Below are 20404 nucleotides of genomic sequence, written 5' to 3' on the forward strand. Positions count from 1 at the left end.
TTGATGGCACAACAAATAGATCGCCGGGCAATGGGAGATGGGTTACTAGAAAAGTTAGTTGGTGTAAGGCGTGTTGCAAAAGTTGTGAAAGGCGGGCGTCAGTTTGGCTTTTCAGCTTTAACAGTAGTAGGTGATGGTAAAGGGCGTATTGGGTTTGGGCGAGGGAAGGCTCGAGAAGTTCCTTCTGCTATTCAAAAAGCTATGGAAAACGCAAGAAAGAACATGATTTCTATCCCTCTAAAAGGGGATACGTTACAGTATCCAATTATTGCTCGTTATGGCGCAGCTAAAATCTATATGCAGCCTGCTTCTGAAGGGACGGGGATTATTGCTGGGGGCGCAATGAGATCTGTTTTTGAAGTTATAGGTATACATAATGTTTTAGCGAAATGTGTTGGTTCAGCAAACGCTGTGAACGTTGTGAGAGCTACTGTTAGAGGGCTCGCACAAATGTCGGACCCAGATAGCATTGCTGCTAAGCGTGGCAAGAGCCTCAAGGAAATTGCTGGTGAATAATAGAGATGCAAAAGGTAATTAAGGTAACATTATTGAAGAGCCCGATAGGGCGATTGGTAAAGCATAAAGCATGTATTATCGGGCTGGGTCTTCGGCGAATTGGTCAAACAGTTGAAGTTATTGATACCCCAGAGAATCGAGGGATGATTAGGAAAACCTCTTATCTTCTTAGAGTGGGGGAAAGTTAAAATGCGGTTAAATACGATTTCCCCAAATGAAGGCAGTAGGCAGATAAAAAAGCGCGTAGGGCGAGGTATAGGCAGCGGTCTTGGAAAAACTTGTGGCCGTGGCCATAAAGGTCAAAAAGCTCGATCGGGGGGCTTTCATAAAATTGGATTTGAGGGTGGTCAGCTACCTTTACAAAGGCGAGTTCCTAAAATTGGCTTTAATTCTCGTAAATCGCGTTTCTCAGCTCAAGTGCACCTTAGCCAGCTTAGCAATATTGAAAGCGATACTATAAATATACTTACCCTTGTTAAGGAGGGTTTAATTCCTTTCAGAGTTAAACAAGTTAAAGTAATTGTATCGGGTGGAGTTATTAATCGAGCGATAAATCTGCAAGGTATTAAAGTATCTGCGAATGCACGCCGAGCTATTGAAGCAGCAGGTGGTCGAATCGAGGAGTAAATTGTGGCTAATAAGGGCACCTATAAAAAATCGTTTGATCGAGATAATTTTAATAACCTAATAGAGTTACGGCACAGGCTATATTTTGTCATAGGTGCGCTGCTAGTCTATAGAATTGGTACATTTATTCCTGTTCCCGGAATTGATCCTATTGCATTAGCTGCCTTATTTGAACAGCAACGGGGCACTATTCTGGATATGTTTAATATGTTTTCTGGGGGTGCCCTACAGCGTTTATCTGTTTTTGCATTAGGTATTATGCCTTATATCTCGGCATCTATTATTATACAATTGCTAACGACAGTTCATCCAAAACTGGAACAATTACGAAAGGAAGGGGCGTCAGGGCGGCGAAAAATTACTCAATATACACGTTATAGCACGCTAATCTTAGCTGCTGTGCAATCAGTTGGGGTAGCTATTGCATTAGAATCACAACAAGTAGGAGGAGCTTCTGTTGTTATTGAAATAGGGTTAGTTTTTAGGATAACAGCAGTAGTGACACTCGTAAGCGGAACTCTATTCTTAATGTGGTTAGGAGAGCAGATCACTGAGCGTGGCATAGGGAATGGGATTTCACTAATTATTTTTGCAGGTATAGTTGCAGGGTTACCATCAGCATTAGGCGGAACGTTAGAACTAGCTAGGACTGGAGAACTACATATTTTTACAGTATTGACACTTTTAGTATTAATCGTATTAGTAACCGCATTTGTAGTGTTTATGGAGCGAGCTCAACGACGTATACCGGTACATTATGCTAAGCAGCAACATGGAAGAAGAACATATGGGGGGCAGATTAGCCATTTGCCACTAAAAATAAATATGTCTGGAGTTATTCCTCCCATTTTTGCGTCAAGTATTATCCTTTTCCCAGCAACTGTAGCGAATTGGTTTGGCGCTGGTGAAGGGATGGGCTGGCTTAGGAACTTATCAGCCATCCTTTCTCCTGGGCAGCCTATCTATGTATTTTTATATGCTATAGCTATTGTTTTCTTCTGTTTTTTTTATACGGCACTTGTTTTTAATCCAAAAGAGACAGCGGATAATTTAAAAAAATCAGGAGCATTCATTCCGGGTATACGGCCAGGGATGCAAACAGCTAGATATATCGATAATGTTATGGGTCACCTTACCTTAGGTGGTGCAATTTATATTACCGGTGTATGCCTTTTACCAGAATTTTTAATATTATATTGGAATGTGCCTTTTTATTTTGGAGGTACTTCTTTATTGATTATTGTAGTTGTTGTTATGGATTTTGTAGCTCAAATACAAGCGCATTTGATGTCTCATCAATATGAGAGCTTATTAAAAAAATCTCAGCTAAAAGGAGGCGCTGGGGCTGCTGGAGGAGGGAGAGGGAGTAGCTTGCTATATTAATTAAATTAAATTAGGCTAGGCGGCTAGGAAAATTAGGAGTATAAGATAATAATGAAGGTTCGCGCCTCGGTAAAGAAGGTTTGCCGTTATTGTAAAATTGTACGGCGGAAAAATGTGGTTCGTATTATATGTAAGGATGCCCGTCATAAGCAACGCCAAGGATAGATTATCCGCAGCATGCAGCATATATATATAGGTAATTGATGAGCTAGTGGCAAAAATATACACGACCTACGATAATAATAAGCTTACCCCTGCGTAAGGGTTTATGGAGATAAAGTAATGGCACGTATTGCTGGAGTTAATATCCCTGTACATAAGCACACAGTAATTGCGCTTACATCTATTTATGGAATAGGCTTAGCGCGTGCTAGGAAAATATGTGAAGCAGCTGGGGTAGCTTTTGATAAAAAAGTTAGGGATCTCTCCGATACCGATCTAGATGAATTGAGGGCTAGGATTGCTAAGTTTTCAGTAGAAGGGGATTTACGGCGTGAGGTAAGCATGGATATTAAACGATTAATGGATATAAGTTGTTATCGGGGGATTCGTCATAGAAGAGGTCTTCCAGTGCGAGGTCAACGTACTCAAACCAATGCAAGGACGCGCAAGGGACCGAGAAGATTAGCAAAATAGATAGTTGGATAAGCACCATGGTAAAGGTAAAAACAAGTGTAAAAAAACGAATTAAAAAAATTGTAATTGATGGCGTTGCACATATTCACGCTTCTTTTAATAATACAATTATTACGATTAGCGATCGCCAAGGAAATACATTGGCATGGGCAACATCGGGCGGCAGTGGATTCCGCGGCTCTCGCAAGAGTACGCCATTTGCTGCACAGGTGGCTGCAGAGAAAGCTGGAAGAGTAGCACAAGAAATGGGAATGAAAAATTTAGAAGTACGGGTTAAAGGACCAGGTCCGGGGCGTGAATCTGCTGCTCGTGCTCTAAATAATGTAGGATTTAAAATCACAAATATTATAGATATAACCCCTATTCCTCATAATGGGTGCCGTCCTCCCAAGAAGCGAAGAGTTTAAAAAGGAGATCTTATATTGGCTAAGTATACAGGCCCCAAGCTTAAGCAGGCGCGACGCGAAGGTACGGATCTATTTCTAAAAAGCGGTATTCGGCCTATTGATTCTAAATGTAAAATCGATCAAGTACCTGGCCAACATGGAACAGGGTCTAAGCGCGCCCGCATATCAGATTATGCATTGCAGCTACGCGAGAAGCAGAAACTGCGCCGCATGTATGGTATATTGGAAAATCAGTTTCGATGCTACTATAAGAAGGCTGTTCGACATAAAGGATCTACGGGTGAGAATCTACTTAAATTACTTGAATCGCGTCTTGATAATGTAGTTTATAGGATGGGTTTTAGTAGTACTCGCGCAGAGGCTAGACAGCTTGTCAACCATAGAGGGGTTCTTGTTAATGGTAGGGGTATAAATATTCCTTCTTATCAAGTGCAAACTGAAGATCTGATATCTATTAGAGAGAGATCTAAGAAGCAGGATCGGATAAAGTTTGCACTTGAGTTAGCCCAAGGGCGTGCAGAGCTTAGCTGGATAGAAGTTGATATTAATAAGCTGGAAGGTGTATTTAAAAGGATTCCAGATCGTAGTGAGCTTGCTTCTGATATCCAAGAAAACCTAGTTGTTGAACTTTACTCAAAGTAAGAGAATATTAGTCCCAATAAGAAAAGCCCTGCTTTCTAATATACTCCAACGTAATATTAACCCTCCCTAAAGGGGAAATACAGTATCTATGTCAGTATCTGAGTTTCTTAAACCTAGGATAGTAAATGTTGAGCAAATCAATAGCTATATAGCTAAAGTTACGCTAGAACCGCTAGAGCGTGGATTTGGGCATACACTTGGGAATGCTCTACGCCGAATTTTGCTGTCATCAATGCCAGGTTGTGCTATTATCGAAGCACAAATTAATCAAGTACTGCATGAATATACTGCTAAGGATGGAGTACAGGAAGATATAACAGAAATTTTGCTTAACCTGAAAGGGGTTGCAGTTAAGCTACATGGGCGTAATGAGGTTACTTTAATATTAAATAGTAAAGGTCCCGGAAAGATAACAGCGGGAGATATAGAACTTGAGCATGATGTAGAGATTGTTAATCCAGATCACGTGGTGGCTCATCTTACACATTCTGGTGAGATTAATATTATTATGAAAGCTGCCCGTGGCCGAGGTTATCAGCCGGCTTCAACGCGGCTTACAGAAGAAGATCAGTCTATTGGGCGATTAGTTCTTGATGCCTCCTTTAGTCCTATTCGTAGAGTAGCCTATGAAGTGGATAGCGCTCGTGTTGAGCAACGAACTGATTTAGATAAGTTAATTATAGAGATTGAAACAAACGGTACAATATCCCCGGATGAAGCAATACGAAAAGCGGCAACAATCCTACAAGATCAATTGACGGCTTTTGTTGAACTAGAAAATAAAGTAAAAGGATCTAAAGAGGAAAAAATGCTCCAGGTTGATCCTATACTGTTACAACCAATAGATGATTTAGAGCTGACAGTGCGATCAGTAAATTGTCTAAAAGCAGAAAATATTTATTATGTTGGAGATCTTATTCAACGAACAGAAGTTGGATTGTTAAAGACGCCAAATTTAGGAAAGAAGTCGCTGACAGAGATTAAAGATGTGCTAGCTTCGCGAGGACTCTCTTTAGGGACACGTCTAGATAACTGGCCACCTACAGAGATACAAAGTGATACTAGGGCATCTTCTGTTTAATAAATAAGGAAAGGAGAAAAATTATGCGCCACCGCTGTAGCGGAAGGAAGCTCAACCGAACTGGTGCTCATCGTAGATTAATGTTCCGCAATATGGCTGTTTCTTTGATTAACCATGAGATAATTAATACAACTCTACCTAAAGCAAAAGAATTTAGACGTATTGTTGAACCATTAATTACTTTGGCTAAGGAAGATTCGGTACCTAATCGACGATTAGCATTTTCGCGATTAAGAGATAGGAAAGCAGTAATTAAGCTGTTTAATGAATTAGGCCCTCATTATCAAGGGCGTCCCGGTGGCTATCTACGAATCTTAAAAAATGGGTTTCGGGCAGGAGATAAGGCACCAATGGCATTTGTAGAGCTAGTTGAACGTTCACGCCCTAATGCATAAACTTTAACTTTTTACTCTATAAATCTAAGATTTTGTTTTGTAGCGAGATCTTCTTTATGGCAGGCAGTAGTGAGGCTGAATATAGGCTTTATAGGTTTAGAGAGAATCAGATTATTTTTGTTCCATAGCTAAGATAATTAACGTTAATATCATTGCCGAGCCAGTAGCGTCTAGTTATAGGATTGTAATGAAGACCTGTCAGATTGTTAATTGTTAGATTCGATGCTCGACACCAACTTTCTAGCTCAGAAGGACGGATAAATCGCCGATAGTCATGAGTACCCTTAGGTAATAATCTTAGGGTGTACTCAGCGCCAATAATGCCGAATAAATAAGCTTTTGGAGTCCGATTAATCGTAGAAAAAAATGCTTTCCCATCAGGCTTAAGTAGCTGCGAACAGGAGGCGATAACACTGCTAGGCTTTGGCACATGTTCTAGCATTTCTAGACTGATAACTATATCAAAGAATTCAGCTTTTTTTTCTGCAAACTGCTCCACGCTGATTTGCTGATAATCAATTTCTAGGCCATTTTCTAAAGCATGTAAGCGTGCTACAGATAAAGGGGTGCTACCCAAATCGATTCCTGTTACTTTAGCACCGAGTCTAGCTAGCGCTTCTGTTAAGATACCACCACCACAGCCTACATCTAATACTTGCTTACCGTCTAAAGCGCAATAGCTACGAATGTATTCTAAGCGAAGCGGATTAATATCATGGAGGGGTTTAAATTCGCTTTCATAATCCCACCACTTGTGGGCTAGTTGCTCGAATTTAGTTATCTCCCTAGGGTCAACATTAGCTAATTTTTCTTTCATATGGATTTTTTGCTTCCTTTATCTTTTTTTCCCAGGTCTTAGTATTAGATAAAATGAATGATTCATCTAAGGTTATAAATTGATATTTTTTTATGACTTGTTGACCCGCTATCCACACATCACTAACTTTATCTCGACTTGCTGCATAAACTATTTGAGAAGCTGGGTTATAGATAGGTTGAGTTTCTAGCTTGCCAAGATCAATTGCGATTATATCAGCAGCTTTACCTATCTCTAAAGAACCAATCTCTTGTTCTAATCCTAAAGCTTTTGCCCCATTCAAAGTAGCCATACGGAGCGCTTGATTAACGGTAATAACTTTGGCATCGTGAGCTACTGTTTTCGCTAATAAGGTTGCAAGCCGCATTTCTGTAAACATATCTAAATCATTATTACTCGCTGCACTATCAGTGCCCAATGCGATATTTACTCCTGCTTGATATAGCTTTGCTATCGGGCAGAAACCATTAGCAAGCTTCAGGTTAGACTCGGGGCAGTGGACAATATGAGCACCCTTAGCTGCAATTATTTGAATTTCTTCATTAGTAAGTTGTGTCATATGAACCGCGAGGAGCTGGGGCGAAAGTAATTCTAATCGTTGCAGTCGTTCTAAGGGCCTAATACCATACTGGGTTAAACTTTGGTTTATTTCATCTTCTGTTTCATGGATGTGCATATGCACTGGAAGATGGAGTTCTTTAGCCAGAATAGCGATTTGCATTAAGGATTTATCGCTAACAGTATAAGGGGCATGAGGGGCAAGAGCAGTTTTGATAAGAGGATGATTCTGGTATTTATTATTTAACTCTAACCCTTTACGAATATAGTCTTGGGGGTTTTTAGCCCAAACGCTAGGGAAATCGATAGTAATCATACCAATAACTGCGCGTATACCAGTTTCAGCTGCTACTTGAGCTACTACCTCAGGAAAAAAGTACATATCATTAAAGCAGGTTATTCCTCCACGAAGCATTTCAGCAATTGCTAAAAGAGCCCCATCACGAATAAAAGTCTCGCTTATCCATTTCGCTTCAGCCGGCCAAATATGATCATTAAGCCACTCCATGAGAGGTAGATCATCTGCGAGCCCACGTAGAAGAGACATAGGACTGTGGGTATGGGCATTAATAAAGCCGGGCATTAGGGCATGTTGTGAGAATTCGATTTGATTCTGTCCTTGGTAGTAGGTTTTAATTTTTTCTGTTGGAGCACAGTCTATAATCCGTCCTTGATGGATAGCGAGGCTATAGCCCTCTAATACTTGATCGTCTGGGGTAATGGGAATAATCCAAGGAGCCTGAATTATAGTATCAATATTTTGCATAATAGAGGGTTGAGGGTTATAGATGAATAAAATAACTGCAGAAGTATAACCTTATTATATTTGATATTATAACAATAGGTGTATTAGCAAGAGGATAGTTAGGGTTTTTAATAATTAATATTAAGTGATATTTTTTATTTTGCTTGCTAGCTATTTGGCAGTAAAGAAATGGATATAGATTATAGGGTTATTTGAGTATAAAAAAGCGGTAAGCACTATTGCCTTGATGAGCGTAGTGAGAGAATAAGTAACTCAACACTATATTTTGGGCTTTTTAATCTTTTAAACTGGATATAACATAAAGTGTTAAGCACTAAATATGACGCAATTCGCGCTGTGATTTGGGCTGAAATGGGTGTGCAATTTTTGGATCAGCGTCGTCTTCCAGAGGAAGAAACTTATCAGGTTGCAACCCGCGCCTCTGAGGTGGCTGAGGCTATTACTAAAATGGTAGTACGAGGCGCGCCTGCAATTGGGATTGCTGCGGCCTATGGGGTAGTGCTTGCAGCAAGAGCTCGTTTTTCTGAATCCAGTTTAAGCTGGAGACAGCTTATTGAAGCCGATTTATGCGCATTAGCAGCGGCTCGACCTACTGCAGTTAATCTTTTTTGGGCTTTAGCTAGAATGCGTTCTCGCATCAAGGATCTTCCGGATAATGTTGATCCGGAGGCTGTTTTGCTTGCTGAGGCTCAGTCTATTCACTTAGAAGATATCGAAGCTAATTATCAAATGAGTAAGCTAGGAGCCGCTCTGATTGAAGGGTCAGCAAATGTATTGACTCATTGTAATACAGGCTCTTTAGCAACCGGTGGTTTTGGTACTGCGCTTGGAGTTATTCGTCATGCTTATAGTAAGGGGCAAATTAAAAAAGTGTTTGCGGATGAAACTCGCCCTTGGCTGCAAGGAGCGCGGCTTACTGCATGGGAGTTGATGCGTGATCAAATACCAACCGTACTTATTGCCGATAGTGTTGCTCCTTATTTGCTAGGGCAAGGTCAGATTCAATGGGTAATTATTGGTGCAGATCGGATTGCAGCTAATGGGGATACCGCTAATAAAATAGGATCTTATAGCTTAGCTTTGGCTGCCCGTCACCATGGAGTGCGTTTTATGGTAGTAGCTCCAACTTCAACAATCGATTGGAGCTTATCTAGTGGTAGTGAGATTCCTATAGAGCAACGTCCCCAGGAAGAAATTCTGACTTTGGCTGGCAAGGCTGTCGCCATGCCAGGTACTGAAGTCTATAATCCTGCTTTTGATGTCACGCCTGCTGATCTGATTGATGCTCTTGTTACTGAGAAGGGAGTAATTCTTCAGCCTAATAGTAATCGTATGAAAACCCTTTTAGCTTAACTATGAATAGCTGCATCTATCACTTCTCGAGTAAGCTGTGGTGTGAATAACTTGATAAAGGCATAAATATACCCCCGTAGATAAACACCGCGACGAATCCCGATATGGGTTGTGCTAGGTTCAAATAGGTGACTGGCATCGATAGCTTTAAGCGGGGCATCTTGAATTGGATCAAACGCCATGCTGGCTATAATTCCAATACCTAGCCCTAAGTGGAGATAAGTCTTAATAACATCGGCATCCGTAGCAGTTAGAACGACATTTGGTATTAATCCTTTACTCGTAAAAGCCTTATCAAGCTTAGATCGGCCCGTAAAACCAAATACATAGGTCACAATAGGGTATTGTGCTACCGCTTCTAAAGTTAGAGGCTGGCATGTAAGTAGAGGGTGCTCTGGTGGAACGATTACACTTCGATTCCAATTATAGCAAGGCAACAGAATTAGCTCTTCAAATGATTCAATAGCTTCGGTAGCAATTGCTAAATCTACAACACCGGTAGCCGCCATTTCAGCGATTTGAGGAGGAGTGCCTTGGAACATCTTTAAACGAACATTAGGGTAACAATCTCTGAATGTTTTGATTACTAATGGGAGGATATAACGGGCTTGAGTGTGAGTGGTAGCAATAGAAAGTATTCCTTGACGATCATCAGTAGCTTCTGCGCTTACTTCTTTAATATTATTTACTTCCTGTAAGATACGTTCAATCATCCTTAAGATTACAACCCCAATTGGGGTTATCCCTGTAAGTCTTTTTCCGTGACGCTCAAATATAAGTATACCCAGTTCTTGTTCTAAGAGATGGATTTGATTGCTCACCCCTGGCTGAGTGGTGTGAAGTGCTTGTGCAGCAGCAGATATATTATATTTTCGTCGTGCTACTTCGCGTACAAGCTGTAATTGTCGTAGTTTCATAGTTATTTAGTATAATTAAAAATTATATCTATAAAGAATAATATATTTTGATATGATATTTGTTAAGCATTACAATTTCCATGAGCTTCCTGTTTTTTAAAAAGGAAATAATAATAGGATTAAGATAAATGGGATTGGGATATGTTATTGCTGGGTTAGTTGTTGGTTTTATGGTTGGGTTAACGGGCGTTGGTGGTGGATCGTTAATGACTCCGTTACTAATTTTTGGTTTTGGGCTTCCACCGCTAACGGCGGTAGGAACGGACTTATTATTTGCAGCACTCACTAAAATTGGGGGTATTGGGGCTCATTGGCGGCACCATACCATTCAGTGGCGAGTAGTCGGATTTCTAGCTCTAGGGAGTATTCCGGCAACGCTGATAACGTTACAAATACTAAAGTTATTTCAGAATCACGATCAGAAATTAGAAAACTTGATCAATACAGCTTTAGGGGTGGCTTTAGTTTTAACGGCTCTATCATTGCCTCTGAAGAGTTGGTTACAAAGCATAAGCATAAAAGGTAGGTTGCCTAGATTGTTGCAGATATTTATCTTGCTGCGATGGAATCCGCGTTTCACTGCGATAAGTACTGTTGTGATGGGAGGAGTATTAGGTTTTTTGGTTACCTTATCCTCTGTTGGAGCTGGGGCGTTAGGTGCAGTAATATTATTATATCTTTACCCTAGATTGCGAATGGCTCAGATTGTAGCTACAGATATTGCCCATGCTGTACCTTTAACCGCTATCGCAGGTATTGGGCACTGGTATTTAGGATCAGTGGATATAATGCTTTTGGGTAATTTACTTTTGGGTTCTTTACCTGGAGTTTATTTAGGTAGCCAAGCAGGCGTATATGTTTCGGAAAAGATTACGCGAGTAGCTTTATCTGCTTTACTCATGTTTATAGGTATTAAATTTATTTTTTAAAAAGGAAGAATACAATAGTGGATAGCCTAACAAGAGAGGATTTATTAGCAAGTAAAGTTGAGATGGTATCTTCGCTATTGATCTCAATTGAAGGCAATTATATTCCTACTTGTTTTGCCTGTAGTTTTGGAGTTGAGGATATAGTGCTTGCAGATCTTATTTGTAAGCATGCACCGAGGATAGAGATATTTACTTTGGATACGGGTCGTTTGCCCCAAGAGACTTACGATGTAATGCAAAAAATTAAAGATCGCTATGATCGGGAAATAATTCTCTATTTTCCAGAACCCCAAGCCGTAGAGGCTTATGCGAGAGAATACGGGCCAAACGGCTTTTACAAATCGACTATGTTGCGTAAAGAGTGTTGTTATATTCGTAAGGTAGAGCCTTTAAGGCGAGCGTTATCTGGAAAAAAAGCTTGGATTAGCGGGGTACGGCGAGAGCAATCAATAACTCGTAAAGAGCTATCACTCTCTGAGTGGGATAAAGAATATGGGTTACAGAAATTTAACCCCTTGATTGATTGGAGTGAAGATGATGTTTGGAGCTATATACGCCAATTTGGGCTACCTTATAATGCTTTGCACGATAAAGGTTATGCCAGTATCGGCTGTGCGCCGTGTACCCGTGCTATTACTGTAGGTGAAGATATTCGTGCCGGAAGATGGTGGTGGGAAGATGCTATCACGAAAGAATGTGGCCTACATACAAAGAATTATTCTCAAGGTAGATTAAAGGCTAAATCGGCAGTATAGCTTGTAGTAAATATTTATCGGCAAATGGGAAGTTATGAAATCGTATCATCTGACTCATCTAAAACAGCTTGAAGCAGAATCAATATTTATTATGCGTGAGGTAGCAGCCACGTTTGAACAGCCAGCGCTGCTGTTCTCCGGAGGTAAGGATTCTATAGTTATGGTGTGGCTGGCCAAAAAAGCTTTTTGGCCTGCTAAGCTACCATTTCCTTTGTTGCATATTGATACTGGGCATAATTTCCCGGAAACTTTAGCGTTTAGGGACGATTTTGTAGCGAAAATGGAGGCGAAACTGATTATTAGGTTAGTGCAGGATTCTATTGATAAAGGGCGCGCTGTCGAGGAGAAGGGATTAAATGCTAGCCGTAATAAACTGCAGACGGTCACTTTATTAGATGCTATTGAAGAGCTTAAGATTGACGCCGCTTTTGGAGGTGGACGCCGTGATGAAGAAAAAGCACGGGCTAAAGAAAGAATTTTTTCTCACCGAGATGAGTTTGGCCAATGGGATCCTAAGAATCAGAGACCTGAATTATGGGGGCTTTTCAATGACCGCAAACATATAGGTGAACATTTCCGGGTATTTCCACTTAGTAATTGGACTGAAATGGATATTTGGCAATATATTGCTCAAGAGCATATAACTATTCCTAGCATCTACTTTAGCCATGAAAGAGAAATTACTAAGCGAGATGGAATGTTGCTATCTAATTCTCCTTATATTGTTTTAGCTAGGGGAGAGATTCTAGAGCGACGGCGTGTTCGCTGCCGAACAGTAGGGGATATGACTTGTACTGGGGTGGTAGAATCTGAGGCGACTACCATTGAGGATATTATTCAGGAAGTAGCAGCAGCTAGAGTAACTGAGCGCGGAGGGAGAGCTGACGATAAGCGTTCAGAAGCTGCAATGGAAGATCGTAAAAGGCAGGGTTATTTTTAAAGTTATGAATGGATCCTTACAATCACAATATCTATCCATGGATTTATTAAGGCTTACTACTGCCGGTAGTGTGGATGATGGTAAAAGTACTTTAATTGGTCGTCTACTTTATGATTCAAAATCTATTTTTGAAGATCAGTTAGAGGCGATTCAAAAAAGTAGCCAGCAGCAGAGTAATGGTCAGATTAATTTAGCATTATTAACAGACGGTTTACGGGCAGAGCGTGAGCAAGGTATTACGATTGATGTCGCCTATCGTTATTTTGCTACCCCTAAACGTAAGTTTATTATTGCTGATACCCCAGGTCATATACAATATACCCGAAATATGGTCACTGGAGCTTCAACTGCTAATTTAGCTATTGTATTAGTAGATGCGCGTCATGGAATAATTGAGCAAACTCGTCGTCATGCCTCAATTACTTCTCTGTTAGAGCTTCCTCATCTTGTATTGTGTATTAATAAGATGGACCTAGTAGAATATAAGGAAGAAGTTTTTGATCGTATCAAAAATGAGTTTGAGGATTTTGCAGCTAAGCTAGACATTCCTGATATTCACTATATTCCTATAAGTGCATTTTATGGGGATAACGTGGTTGAGAAATCTGAGCGTATGCCGTGGTATCAGGGGGGTACGCTACTTTATATACTGGAAAATGTACATATTGGCAGTGACTATAATCATATTGATAGCCGTTTTCCAGTACAATACGTTATTCGTCCTCACTCCGATAGCTATCATGATTATCGCGGCTATGCTGGGCGCGTGGAAGGCGGTATTTTTCGACTGGGAGATGAAATTATAGCGCTTCCTTCAGGATTATCTACCCGTATTAAATCTATTAATACTATGGATGGCGTAATAGATGAGGCATTTGCGCCTATGTCGGTAACTCTTACCTTAGAGGATGATATTGATATCAGCCGAGGGGATATGATTGTTAAACCTACTAACCAACCTCAATCTACTCAAGATATTGAGTTAATGGTCTGCTGGTTGCATGAAACACCTTTAATCCCGGGAGGTAAATATGCTATCAAGCATACTACTAAAGATGCCCGCTGCGTAGTTAAAGAGGTGCGTTATAAATTGGATATTACCACCTTAAGCCGAGTTGAGGATAAAGTAGCACTAGAGCTTAACGATATTGGCCGAGTTAAAATTCGAACAACAAGCCCGCTGTTTTTTGATAGTTATCGTAAGAATAGGGGAACAGGTAGCTTAATTCTTATTAATGAATTTACTAATGAGACTGTAGGCGCGGGGATGATTATTTAGCTTATAAATAGAATGTCTTTATTTAGACAGTTGAGCTGTAAAACTAGCTCGAGAGCTACTAGTCAAGGTGTATTGTTTTGGTGCTTAACAGTTTAATTTAGGGGTAGGGGCCTACATACGGATATCAGTATGGGTGATGCAATGTGGGTATGGTTAGCTCTACCAAGTACCGTAATATGGTTAGCTGTCCTTATTGTGCCATGGCTGCCGTGGCTGAATCGAGAGTATCTTGAACCAGATTCAGTAACCACTGTTAGCAAAGATGATATGGATCTTTCAGAAGTTACAGTGTTAGTGCCAGCGCGTAATGAGGTAGGAACTATTGCCGCCACTGTTGAAGCTTTATATACCCAAGGGGTTGGCTTGCGAATCTTGGTGATTGATGATCAATCGGAAGATAGAACAGCAGACTTAGCGCGCACTGCAGGCGCAACTGTGTTACAGGGCGCACCGCTTCTCCAAGGCTGGACAGGCAAATTATGGGCTTTAGAGCAGGGGTTAGCTCATGTTCAAACGCCCCTTACATTGTTATTAGATGGTGATATTGTACTTAAGCCTAACCTATTAGCTGCACTTTTACATCATAAACGTGAGTCTGGGGCACAGCTTGTTTCTTTAATGGCAGATTTACGCCGTATTAGCTTCTGGGATTGCCTGTTGTTGCCTGCTTTTGTGTATTATTTCAAATTGTTATATCCGTTTGCTATTTCTAATTCACGTAGCCCATGGGTGGCTGCAGCGGCAGGCGGTTGTATATTGGTAGAGACTGAAGTGCTTCGTACTATTGGAGCTTTCAGCTCAATGCGAGATGCGCTAATTGATGATTGTACACTAGCACGACAAGTAAAGGAGGCGGGCGGTCGTATTTGGATTGGCCTTAGCCGGGGGGTTGTGAGCTATCGGCTCTATACCAGTTTTAATGCTATATATCAAATGATAGCACGTTCTGCATATACTCAGCTTCGTTACTCACTATGGTTATTATGGGCGGTAACTGTAGTTTTTATTGTTGCATATTGGTTACCGTTAGTAGTATTGCTGATAGGTACCGGTATTAGCCGTATGGTAGCTTTTACGGCATTTATTGCGATGCTGATAAGCTATATACCAACATTGTATTATTATCGTGTCTCGCCATATTTTGCCTTACTGCTACCTGTGACGGGTACCTTGTATCTTGCGATGACTTGGGGTTCAGCGCTACGTTACTGGCGTGGTGTACGCTCTAGCTGGAAAGGTCGAAACTATACACGCTGAAATAGATAGTAGAGTAGGTATCTTAAGCAAAATCCATAGAGATGACGGATAGGGGGTTTTATAAACTAAGGATACTAAAAACACTTGCTTTATTGATATCCCTTAATTTGAGTTAATTATAGATATACCTATAAATTCTGGGATTGTATAAAGGCTGCTATGGAAATTTGCTAAGAAAATGCCCTTAGAGCATTTTAATATTGAATAAAATTCTTCTATGTGTTGTTGATAGATAGATTAGAATTTGCTTAGAACTGTATAAATCTATCATAAATATTTTATTGTTAGTTGATCTGCATATTATTTATCTTATAGATAAGCTATAAGAGTAATGAAGTTTGTAGTGTTATTATATTAATAGAGATCATCAGCTATTGGTATTACTTCTTTATGATTGGGAAGTGGGGTTTATTATTTTTTAAGCCTTAAACTCTATAGGGAAAAAAGGAGCTGGCGTGGTTATGCTTTGTCACGGAGCTTTCAGGGTATGAAGTGAATGAGCTCTGTAGCATAATTCTACTTCTCCTAGGAAGGCGGGAAGTTATTAGGCAATGCTGAATAGTAAAGTAAGCTCTTTTTTGAAGTCACAGAGGCTGCGGGCAGTAGTTATTATTCATGATATTATTGCTGTTTGCTTAGCTTGGGTATTTAGTTATCTTACTCGCTATAACCTATCACCCTATTCGGTAGATTGGGAGTCATGTCTCAATACTTTACCTGTTATTGTCATAGTCCAAAGTATTATTTTAATTTGGACTGGGCTTTACCGAGGGCTATGGCGTTTTGCAAGTATTCCTGATTTATTGAATATTATCCGTGCGATTGGTTATGGGGCTCTTTTTGTCGCATTAGTACTTTTTTTGATTAACCGTCTAGATAGCGTGCCCCGAAGTACACTACTACTTTATCCTATTTTTTCATTGCTTTTACTTGCAATTCCTCGGCTTGCTTATCGGATATGGAAGGATCGTCGATTTACTTTAACTGCAAATCCTTATCGAGAGCGGGTTCTTATTCTAGGGGCTGGTCGTGCTGGTGATTTACTGGCGCGTGATATGCTAGGTGAAGGTAATTATTTACCAGTTGCTTTTTTAGATGATCGACGTGAATTAATAGGACGGCAAGTACGAGGAATTCCAGTAGTAGGAGTATTAGAACAGCTACCTACTAAAGTAGATGAAATGTCCGTGGATATTGTTGTTATTGCGATGCCTTCAGCCAATAGTGGGCAGATGTGTCGAGTTGTTTCATTCTGTGAGCAAGTAAAAATTCCTTACCGTACTTTACCCCGGTTGCAGGATTTAGTTTCAGGACAAGCTAGTATTAGAGAGCTGCGCGAGGTGGCAATTGATGATTTGCTAGGGCGGGATGAAGTGCTTTTAGATGAGGCTCATATTTACCAAGGTTTTGCAAATAAATCTCTACTGGTCAGTGGAGGGGGAGGATCTATTGGATCTGAGCTTTGTCGGCAGTTGGCTCGTTTTGAGCCTGCCGATCTCATCATAATGGATAATAATGAATATCGACTCTATTCCATTGAGCAGGAGTTACGTCAAAAATTCTCTAAAATTAATCTTCATATATATTTGTGTGATATATGTGATAGAGCTGAGATCAAGGAAATTTTAATACGCCACCTTCCAGAGGTAGTATTTCATGCAGCAGCTTATAAACATGTGCCTCTCCTTGAAAGACAGGCACGACAGGCTGTGCGAAATAATGTATTTGGAACTCGTTGTTTGGCTGAGGCAGTAGAGCAGGCCGGATGTGGAGTTTTTGTCCTAATTTCCACTGATAAGGCGGTTAATCCAATGAGTATCATGGGTGCAAGTAAGCGAATAGCAGAGCTTCTCTGTCAGAATCTTAGCCGAGGTAGCCAGACACGGTTCATTGTAGTGCGTTTCGGTAATGTACTTGGGTCAGCAGGAAGTGTGGTGCCCTTATTTCAGGCACAGATTGCGGCAGGCGGGCCAGTTACAGTCACTCATCCGGAAATGAGTCGCTACTTTATGACTATCTCTGAGGCTTGCCATCTGATTACTCAAGCAGCAATGATAGGTGAAGGAGGAGAAATATTTGTCCTTGATATGGGTGAATCAATTAAGATTACTGAGCTTGCTGAGCAAATGATTCGCCTCTCTGGTCAAGTACTAGGCGCAGGGGTAGAAATTGTTTATACAGGATCTCGGCCAGGGGAGAAGCTTCATGAAGAATTGTTTTATAAGCATGAGGCCCCTTTAGCTACTAAGTCACCAAAGATTCTATTAGCACGCCATGGCGCTATTAACTGGGAAAACTTAGAACAAGGGCTGCGAGAGTTAGAAGCAGCTTGTAATTTAGGAGATGAAGAGCAGGTGAAACAAGTATTGTATCGATTAGTACCAAAGATTGATGCAGAGACTGAGTTTCAGCAAATAAGTACTGAGGCGATAGCGGTCAGAGGAAAATAAGGGTGAAATCAATTACTAAGGCTGTATTTCCTGTAGCTGGACTAGGCACTCGTTTCCTTCCTGCAACTAAAGCAAGCCCAAAAGAGATGCTTCCCATTGTGGATAAGCCTTTGCTTCAATATGCTGTTGAGGAAGCCGTTGAGGCAGGTATTAAAGTAATGATCTTTGTAACTGGGCGTAATAAATGGCCAATTCCTGATCATTTCGATAAAGCCTATGAATTGGAAGCTGAGCTGGAAAAGCGGGGTAATAATAAATTATTAACATTAGTGCGGAATATTATTCCTAAGGATATTACTTGTGTTTATATTCGCCAAGAAGAAACCTTAGGATTAGGTCATGCAGTGCTCTGCGCTGCCCCTGTTGTAGATGATCAGCCTTTTGCTGTGATTCTCGCCGATGATTTAATCCATACAAGTGATGAAGGCTGTCTTTTGCAGATGGTCAAGCAATTTAGTAAGCATCGCTGTAGTTTAGTGGGTGTTGAAGAGATAGATCTTGGAAACGCGGAACAATATGGCATTATCCAGCCTGGCTTAACTGAAGGTCGAGAGTATAAGGTAGAAGGAATTGTTGAGAAGCCTACACCAGCGGCTGCCCCTTCTTCATTGGCAGTAGTGGGTCGCTATATTTTAACGCCTCGTATCTTTGATTTATTACGAACTACTACTAGCGGTGTTGGTGGTGAGATTCAGCTGACAGATGCACTAGCAGCTTTATTGAAGCAGGAATATATGTTTGCTTACCGTTTTAGTGGCAAGCGCTATGATTGCGGCAGTAAATTAGGTTATCTTCAAGCTACAGTAGAGTATGGGCTTAAGCACTCTGAGTTAGGCCAACCTTTTAGAGATTATCTGTATACCCTACTGGATTATCATCAAGACGTTTAAAACTTATAATTTTATTTTTGAAATTTGAGAGGTGATAGGAAAACTGATTTTATTTGGATATTGTTTAGTATTTTTTGATAATTACAGTGTATCTTTATGCTTTAAGAAAAAAATCTTATATCTATCTAGGTAATTCTTTAATTAATTAAAGAATTACCTACCTTAGACGTAATTATAGTTAATAAAAATAGCCAATTTATTTTTAATTTTGTAGATTGAGTATAAAAAATTTACTTCCTTTCTAGAAAGAAGATGTTTTACCTATCAGTTTAGGTAATAGTAAAATTCTATGAGAGTAGCAGAATAAAAATAGAAGATTCAGAATGAGAATTCTTGTAAGTAATGATGATGGCTATTTAGCACGTGGTATTCGTGTGCTTGCAGATTGCTTAACCGAGATTGCTGAAGTTACCGTAATAGCACCCGATCGAGATCGCAGTGGCGCTAGCCACTCTTTAACTTTAGATAGACCTTTGCGCGTAAGTTTCGGAGAGAATGGATTTTATTGTGTAGAGAGTACCCCAACTGATTGTGTACATTTAGGGATTACAGGTTTGCTAAAAGAAGAACCTAATATGGTGGTTTCAGGAATTAACGCAGGCGCAAACTTAGGTGACGATGTTATTTATTCAGGCACAGTAGCTGCTGCTATGGAAGGGCGGTTTTTAGGTTTACCAGCTATTGCTGTGTCTTTAGCGTCTGCTAAACCTGATCACTTTGACACTGCAGCTTGGGTAGCTCGTCGATTTGTAATGAGGCTTATAGAAGATCCATTGCCAGCTAATACAATTCTTAATATTAATGTACCTGACTTGCCTCGCGCAAAAATTACCGGTTTTGAAGCTACTCGCCTAGGTTATCGGCATCGATCAGAGGCTATAATTAAAGATATTGATCCTAGAGGGCGCCCTATTTATTGGGTGGGCCCAGCAGGTAAGAGCCAAGACGCAGGCCCGGGCACTGATTTTTATGCTATAGCCCGGGGAGTGGTTTCCATTACTCCTATTCAAGTGGATCTAACTCGTTATGAGGCTCTGGATAAAATAGCTGGATGGTTACGCAGAATTCCTATTTGATGAAAAAAAGATCCTCTGGTACTAGGGTCGCCTCTCAACGTAGTCGAGATTGGCTTATTCAGCAATTGTATGAGGAGGGTATTATAAATTCCGAGGTACTTAAGGTAATGGGAAGGACACCTCGGGATATTTTTGTTGACGAAGCGCTTTCAAGTCGTGCTTATGAAAATACCGCTTTACCTATTGGTTTTGGGCAGACTCTCTCTCAACCTTATATAGTAGCCCGTATGACTGAATCGCTACTAGTGGGAGGGCCACTTCAGAAAGTCTTGGAGGTTGGTACGGGCTCTGGGTATCAGACCACAGTTTTAGCCCGTTTAGCAGGGTTAGTTTACACGATAGAGAGAATCAAACCTCTGCTTATTCAGGCTCAGATGCGCTTTAGTCAGCTTGGCATTACTAATATTCGCGCTAAATATGCAGATGGTTTTGAGGGCTGGCCCGCTTGCGGTCCCTATCAGGGTATATTAGTGACGGCTGCCCCTACAGAGATACCTCAACAATTGCTTAAGCAGTTAGCTGTAGGGGGAAGAATGGTTATTCCGGTAGGCACTACCAAAGTACAATCTTTAATAACTGTCACTAAAACTGTAGATGGCTTTGAGATGAAAACCTTAGAGAGGGTTAGTTTTGTACCTCTAGTAGGAGACAAAATTTGAAAAAACTTAGTGGGATCTTATACTTATTTTATAACACGATTATAGGGATCAATGCGTGGTAATTTTTGCTT

The 20404-nt window shown here is 40.5% G+C and carries 23 protein-coding genes; 20 read left to right on the top strand and 3 right to left on the bottom strand.

What is annotated here, in order from left to right:
• Positions 1-3: 3 nt before the first annotated feature.
• The 10 genes from rpsE (at position 4) to rplQ (ending at position 5687) form a co-directional block, all read left to right on the top strand.
• The gene (rpsE, locus tag TAO_RS03455) at positions 4-516 is read left to right on the top strand and encodes a 30S ribosomal protein S5 (RefSeq protein WP_096526630.1); all 513 of its coding nucleotides are present in this window, start codon (positions 4-6) and stop codon (positions 514-516) included.
• Positions 517-521: 5 nt separating this feature from the next.
• A complete protein-coding gene (rpmD, locus tag TAO_RS03460; protein ID WP_096526631.1) occupies positions 522-704 on the top strand; it encodes a 50S ribosomal protein L30 in 183 nt (60 codons plus the stop codon).
• 1 nt (position 705) lies between these two features.
• Positions 706-1143, top strand: a complete 438-nt coding sequence (gene rplO, locus TAO_RS03465) for a 50S ribosomal protein L15 (protein ID WP_096526632.1) — start codon at positions 706-708, stop codon at positions 1141-1143.
• A 3-nt stretch (positions 1144-1146) separates the two neighbouring features.
• The gene (gene secY / locus TAO_RS03470) at positions 1147-2526 is read left to right on the top strand and encodes a preprotein translocase subunit SecY (RefSeq protein ID WP_096526633.1); all 1380 of its coding nucleotides are present in this window, start codon (positions 1147-1149) and stop codon (positions 2524-2526) included.
• Positions 2527-2577: 51 nt separating this feature from the next.
• Positions 2578-2691, top strand: a complete 114-nt coding sequence (gene rpmJ, locus TAO_RS03475; RefSeq protein ID WP_096526634.1) for a 50S ribosomal protein L36 — start codon at positions 2578-2580, stop codon at positions 2689-2691.
• 117 nt (positions 2692-2808) lie between these two features.
• Positions 2809-3162, top strand: a complete 354-nt coding sequence (gene rpsM, locus TAO_RS03480; RefSeq protein WP_096526635.1) for a 30S ribosomal protein S13 — start codon at positions 2809-2811, stop codon at positions 3160-3162.
• 17 nt (positions 3163-3179) lie between these two features.
• The gene (gene rpsK, locus TAO_RS03485) at positions 3180-3569 is read left to right on the top strand and encodes a 30S ribosomal protein S11 (protein WP_096526636.1); all 390 of its coding nucleotides are present in this window, start codon (positions 3180-3182) and stop codon (positions 3567-3569) included.
• 15 nt (positions 3570-3584) lie between these two features.
• Positions 3585-4211 carry a 30S ribosomal protein S4 gene (rpsD, locus tag TAO_RS03490; protein ID WP_096526637.1) on the top strand — a complete coding sequence of 209 codons (627 nt, stop codon included), beginning with the start codon at positions 3585-3587 and terminating at the stop codon, positions 4209-4211.
• 88 nt (positions 4212-4299) lie between these two features.
• Positions 4300-5292, top strand: a complete 993-nt coding sequence (locus TAO_RS03495) for a DNA-directed RNA polymerase subunit alpha (RefSeq protein WP_096526638.1) — start codon at positions 4300-4302, stop codon at positions 5290-5292.
• A 23-nt stretch (positions 5293-5315) separates the two neighbouring features.
• Complete coding sequence (gene rplQ / locus TAO_RS03500; RefSeq protein ID WP_096526639.1) at positions 5316-5687, top strand: 50S ribosomal protein L17; 372 nt, start codon at positions 5316-5318, stop codon at positions 5685-5687.
• 106 nt (positions 5688-5793) lie between these two features.
• On the opposite strand, the gene ubiG is transcribed toward rplQ, so the two are convergent.
• Positions 5794-6504 (bottom strand): bifunctional 2-polyprenyl-6-hydroxyphenol methylase/3-demethylubiquinol 3-O-methyltransferase UbiG, encoded by a 711-nt coding sequence (gene ubiG / locus TAO_RS03505; RefSeq protein WP_096526640.1) that lies wholly within the window; start codon positions 6502-6504, stop codon positions 5794-5796.
• The gene (locus TAO_RS03510) at positions 6485-7828 is read right to left on the bottom strand and encodes a TRZ/ATZ family hydrolase (RefSeq protein WP_096526641.1); all 1344 of its coding nucleotides are present in this window, start codon (positions 7826-7828) and stop codon (positions 6485-6487) included. The genes ubiG and TAO_RS03510 overlap by 20 nt, the downstream gene beginning before the upstream one ends.
• Positions 7829-8131: 303 nt before the next feature.
• On the opposite strand from TAO_RS03510, the gene mtnA reads away from it, so the two are divergent.
• Positions 8132-9181, top strand: coding sequence for an S-methyl-5-thioribose-1-phosphate isomerase (gene mtnA, locus TAO_RS03515; protein ID WP_096526642.1), 1050 nt, complete (start codon positions 8132-8134; stop codon positions 9179-9181).
• On the opposite strand, the gene cysB is transcribed toward mtnA, so the two are convergent.
• Complete coding sequence (gene cysB / locus TAO_RS03520; protein ID WP_096526643.1) at positions 9178-10098, bottom strand: HTH-type transcriptional regulator CysB; 921 nt, start codon at positions 10096-10098, stop codon at positions 9178-9180. The two genes, mtnA and cysB, sit on opposite strands and share 4 nt — an antisense overlap.
• Before the next feature lie 128 nt (positions 10099-10226).
• On the opposite strand from cysB, the gene TAO_RS03525 reads away from it, so the two are divergent.
• The 9 genes from TAO_RS03525 (at position 10227) to TAO_RS03565 (ending at position 20333) form a co-directional block, all read left to right on the top strand.
• Positions 10227-11027 (top strand): sulfite exporter TauE/SafE family protein, encoded by an 801-nt coding sequence (locus TAO_RS03525; RefSeq protein ID WP_096526644.1) that lies wholly within the window; start codon positions 10227-10229, stop codon positions 11025-11027.
• 17 nt (positions 11028-11044) lie between these two features.
• On the top strand, positions 11045-11782 hold the full coding sequence (locus TAO_RS03530; RefSeq protein WP_096526645.1) for a phosphoadenylyl-sulfate reductase: 738 nt from the start codon (positions 11045-11047) through the stop codon (positions 11780-11782).
• A 34-nt stretch (positions 11783-11816) separates the two neighbouring features.
• On the top strand, positions 11817-12722 hold the full coding sequence (cysD, locus tag TAO_RS03535) for a sulfate adenylyltransferase subunit CysD (RefSeq protein WP_096526646.1): 906 nt from the start codon (positions 11817-11819) through the stop codon (positions 12720-12722).
• Between the two features lie 4 nt (positions 12723-12726).
• Positions 12727-14001, top strand: a complete 1275-nt coding sequence (cysN, locus tag TAO_RS03540) for a sulfate adenylyltransferase subunit CysN (RefSeq protein WP_096526647.1) — start codon at positions 12727-12729, stop codon at positions 13999-14001.
• A gap of 129 nt (positions 14002-14130) precedes the next feature.
• Positions 14131-15258 carry a glycosyltransferase gene (locus TAO_RS03545; RefSeq protein ID WP_231910562.1) on the top strand — a complete coding sequence of 376 codons (1128 nt, stop codon included), beginning with the start codon at positions 14131-14133 and terminating at the stop codon, positions 15256-15258.
• A 551-nt stretch (positions 15259-15809) separates the two neighbouring features.
• Positions 15810-17708 carry a polysaccharide biosynthesis protein gene (locus TAO_RS03550; RefSeq protein ID WP_096526648.1) on the top strand — a complete coding sequence of 633 codons (1899 nt, stop codon included), beginning with the start codon at positions 15810-15812 and terminating at the stop codon, positions 17706-17708.
• Positions 17709-17710: 2 nt separating this feature from the next.
• The gene (galU, locus tag TAO_RS03555) at positions 17711-18598 is read left to right on the top strand and encodes a UTP--glucose-1-phosphate uridylyltransferase GalU (protein WP_096526649.1); all 888 of its coding nucleotides are present in this window, start codon (positions 17711-17713) and stop codon (positions 18596-18598) included.
• A gap of 323 nt (positions 18599-18921) precedes the next feature.
• Entirely contained in the window at positions 18922-19674 is a 753-nt protein-coding gene (gene surE / locus TAO_RS03560; RefSeq protein ID WP_096526650.1) for a 5'/3'-nucleotidase SurE, read from the top strand.
• Positions 19674-20333, top strand: coding sequence for a protein-L-isoaspartate(D-aspartate) O-methyltransferase (locus TAO_RS03565; protein WP_096526651.1), 660 nt, complete (start codon positions 19674-19676; stop codon positions 20331-20333). Before surE ends, TAO_RS03565 begins: the two co-directional genes overlap by 1 nt.
• Positions 20334-20404 lie beyond the last annotated feature (71 nt).

The sequence above is a fragment of the Candidatus Nitrosoglobus terrae genome (genome assembly GCF_002356115.1).
Classification (GTDB): domain Bacteria; phylum Pseudomonadota; class Gammaproteobacteria; order Nitrosococcales; family Nitrosococcaceae; genus Nitrosoglobus; species Nitrosoglobus terrae.

Bases quoted from the DNA above. Each gene is read 5' to 3' on its own strand.
- ubiG (WP_096526640.1), bottom strand. From the start codon at position 6,504: ATGAAAGAAAAATTAGCTAATGTTGACCCTAGGGAGATAACTAAATTC.
- TAO_RS03510 (WP_096526641.1), bottom strand. From the start codon at position 7,828: ATGCAAAATATTGATACTATAATTCAGGCTCCTTGGATTATTCCCATT.
- rpmD (WP_096526631.1), top strand. From the start codon at position 522: ATGCAAAAGGTAATTAAGGTAACATTATTGAAGAGCCCGATAGGGCGA.
- rpsK (WP_096526636.1), top strand. From the start codon at position 3,180: ATGGTAAAGGTAAAAACAAGTGTAAAAAAACGAATTAAAAAAATTGTA.
- cysN (WP_096526647.1), top strand. From the start codon at position 12,727: ATGAATGGATCCTTACAATCACAATATCTATCCATGGATTTATTAAGG.
- rpsM (WP_096526635.1), top strand. From the start codon at position 2,809: ATGGCACGTATTGCTGGAGTTAATATCCCTGTACATAAGCACACAGTA.
- surE (WP_096526650.1), top strand. From the start codon at position 18,922: ATGAGAATTCTTGTAAGTAATGATGATGGCTATTTAGCACGTGGTATT.
- cysB (WP_096526643.1), bottom strand. From the start codon at position 10,098: ATGAAACTACGACAATTACAGCTTGTACGCGAAGTAGCACGACGAAAA.
- rpsE (WP_096526630.1), top strand. From the start codon at position 4: ATGGCACAACAAATAGATCGCCGGGCAATGGGAGATGGGTTACTAGAA.
- rpmJ (WP_096526634.1), top strand. From the start codon at position 2,578: ATGAAGGTTCGCGCCTCGGTAAAGAAGGTTTGCCGTTATTGTAAAATT.
- rplO (WP_096526632.1), top strand. From the start codon at position 706: ATGCGGTTAAATACGATTTCCCCAAATGAAGGCAGTAGGCAGATAAAA.
- rplQ (WP_096526639.1), top strand. From the start codon at position 5,316: ATGCGCCACCGCTGTAGCGGAAGGAAGCTCAACCGAACTGGTGCTCAT.
- cysD (WP_096526646.1), top strand. From the start codon at position 11,817: ATGAAATCGTATCATCTGACTCATCTAAAACAGCTTGAAGCAGAATCA.
- TAO_RS03495 (WP_096526638.1), top strand. From the start codon at position 4,300: ATGTCAGTATCTGAGTTTCTTAAACCTAGGATAGTAAATGTTGAGCAA.
- TAO_RS03545 (WP_231910562.1), top strand. From the start codon at position 14,131: ATGGGTGATGCAATGTGGGTATGGTTAGCTCTACCAAGTACCGTAATA.
- TAO_RS03565 (WP_096526651.1), top strand. From the start codon at position 19,674: ATGAAAAAAAGATCCTCTGGTACTAGGGTCGCCTCTCAACGTAGTCGA.
- TAO_RS03550 (WP_096526648.1), top strand. From the start codon at position 15,810: ATGCTGAATAGTAAAGTAAGCTCTTTTTTGAAGTCACAGAGGCTGCGG.
- TAO_RS03525 (WP_096526644.1), top strand. From the start codon at position 10,227: ATGGGATTGGGATATGTTATTGCTGGGTTAGTTGTTGGTTTTATGGTT.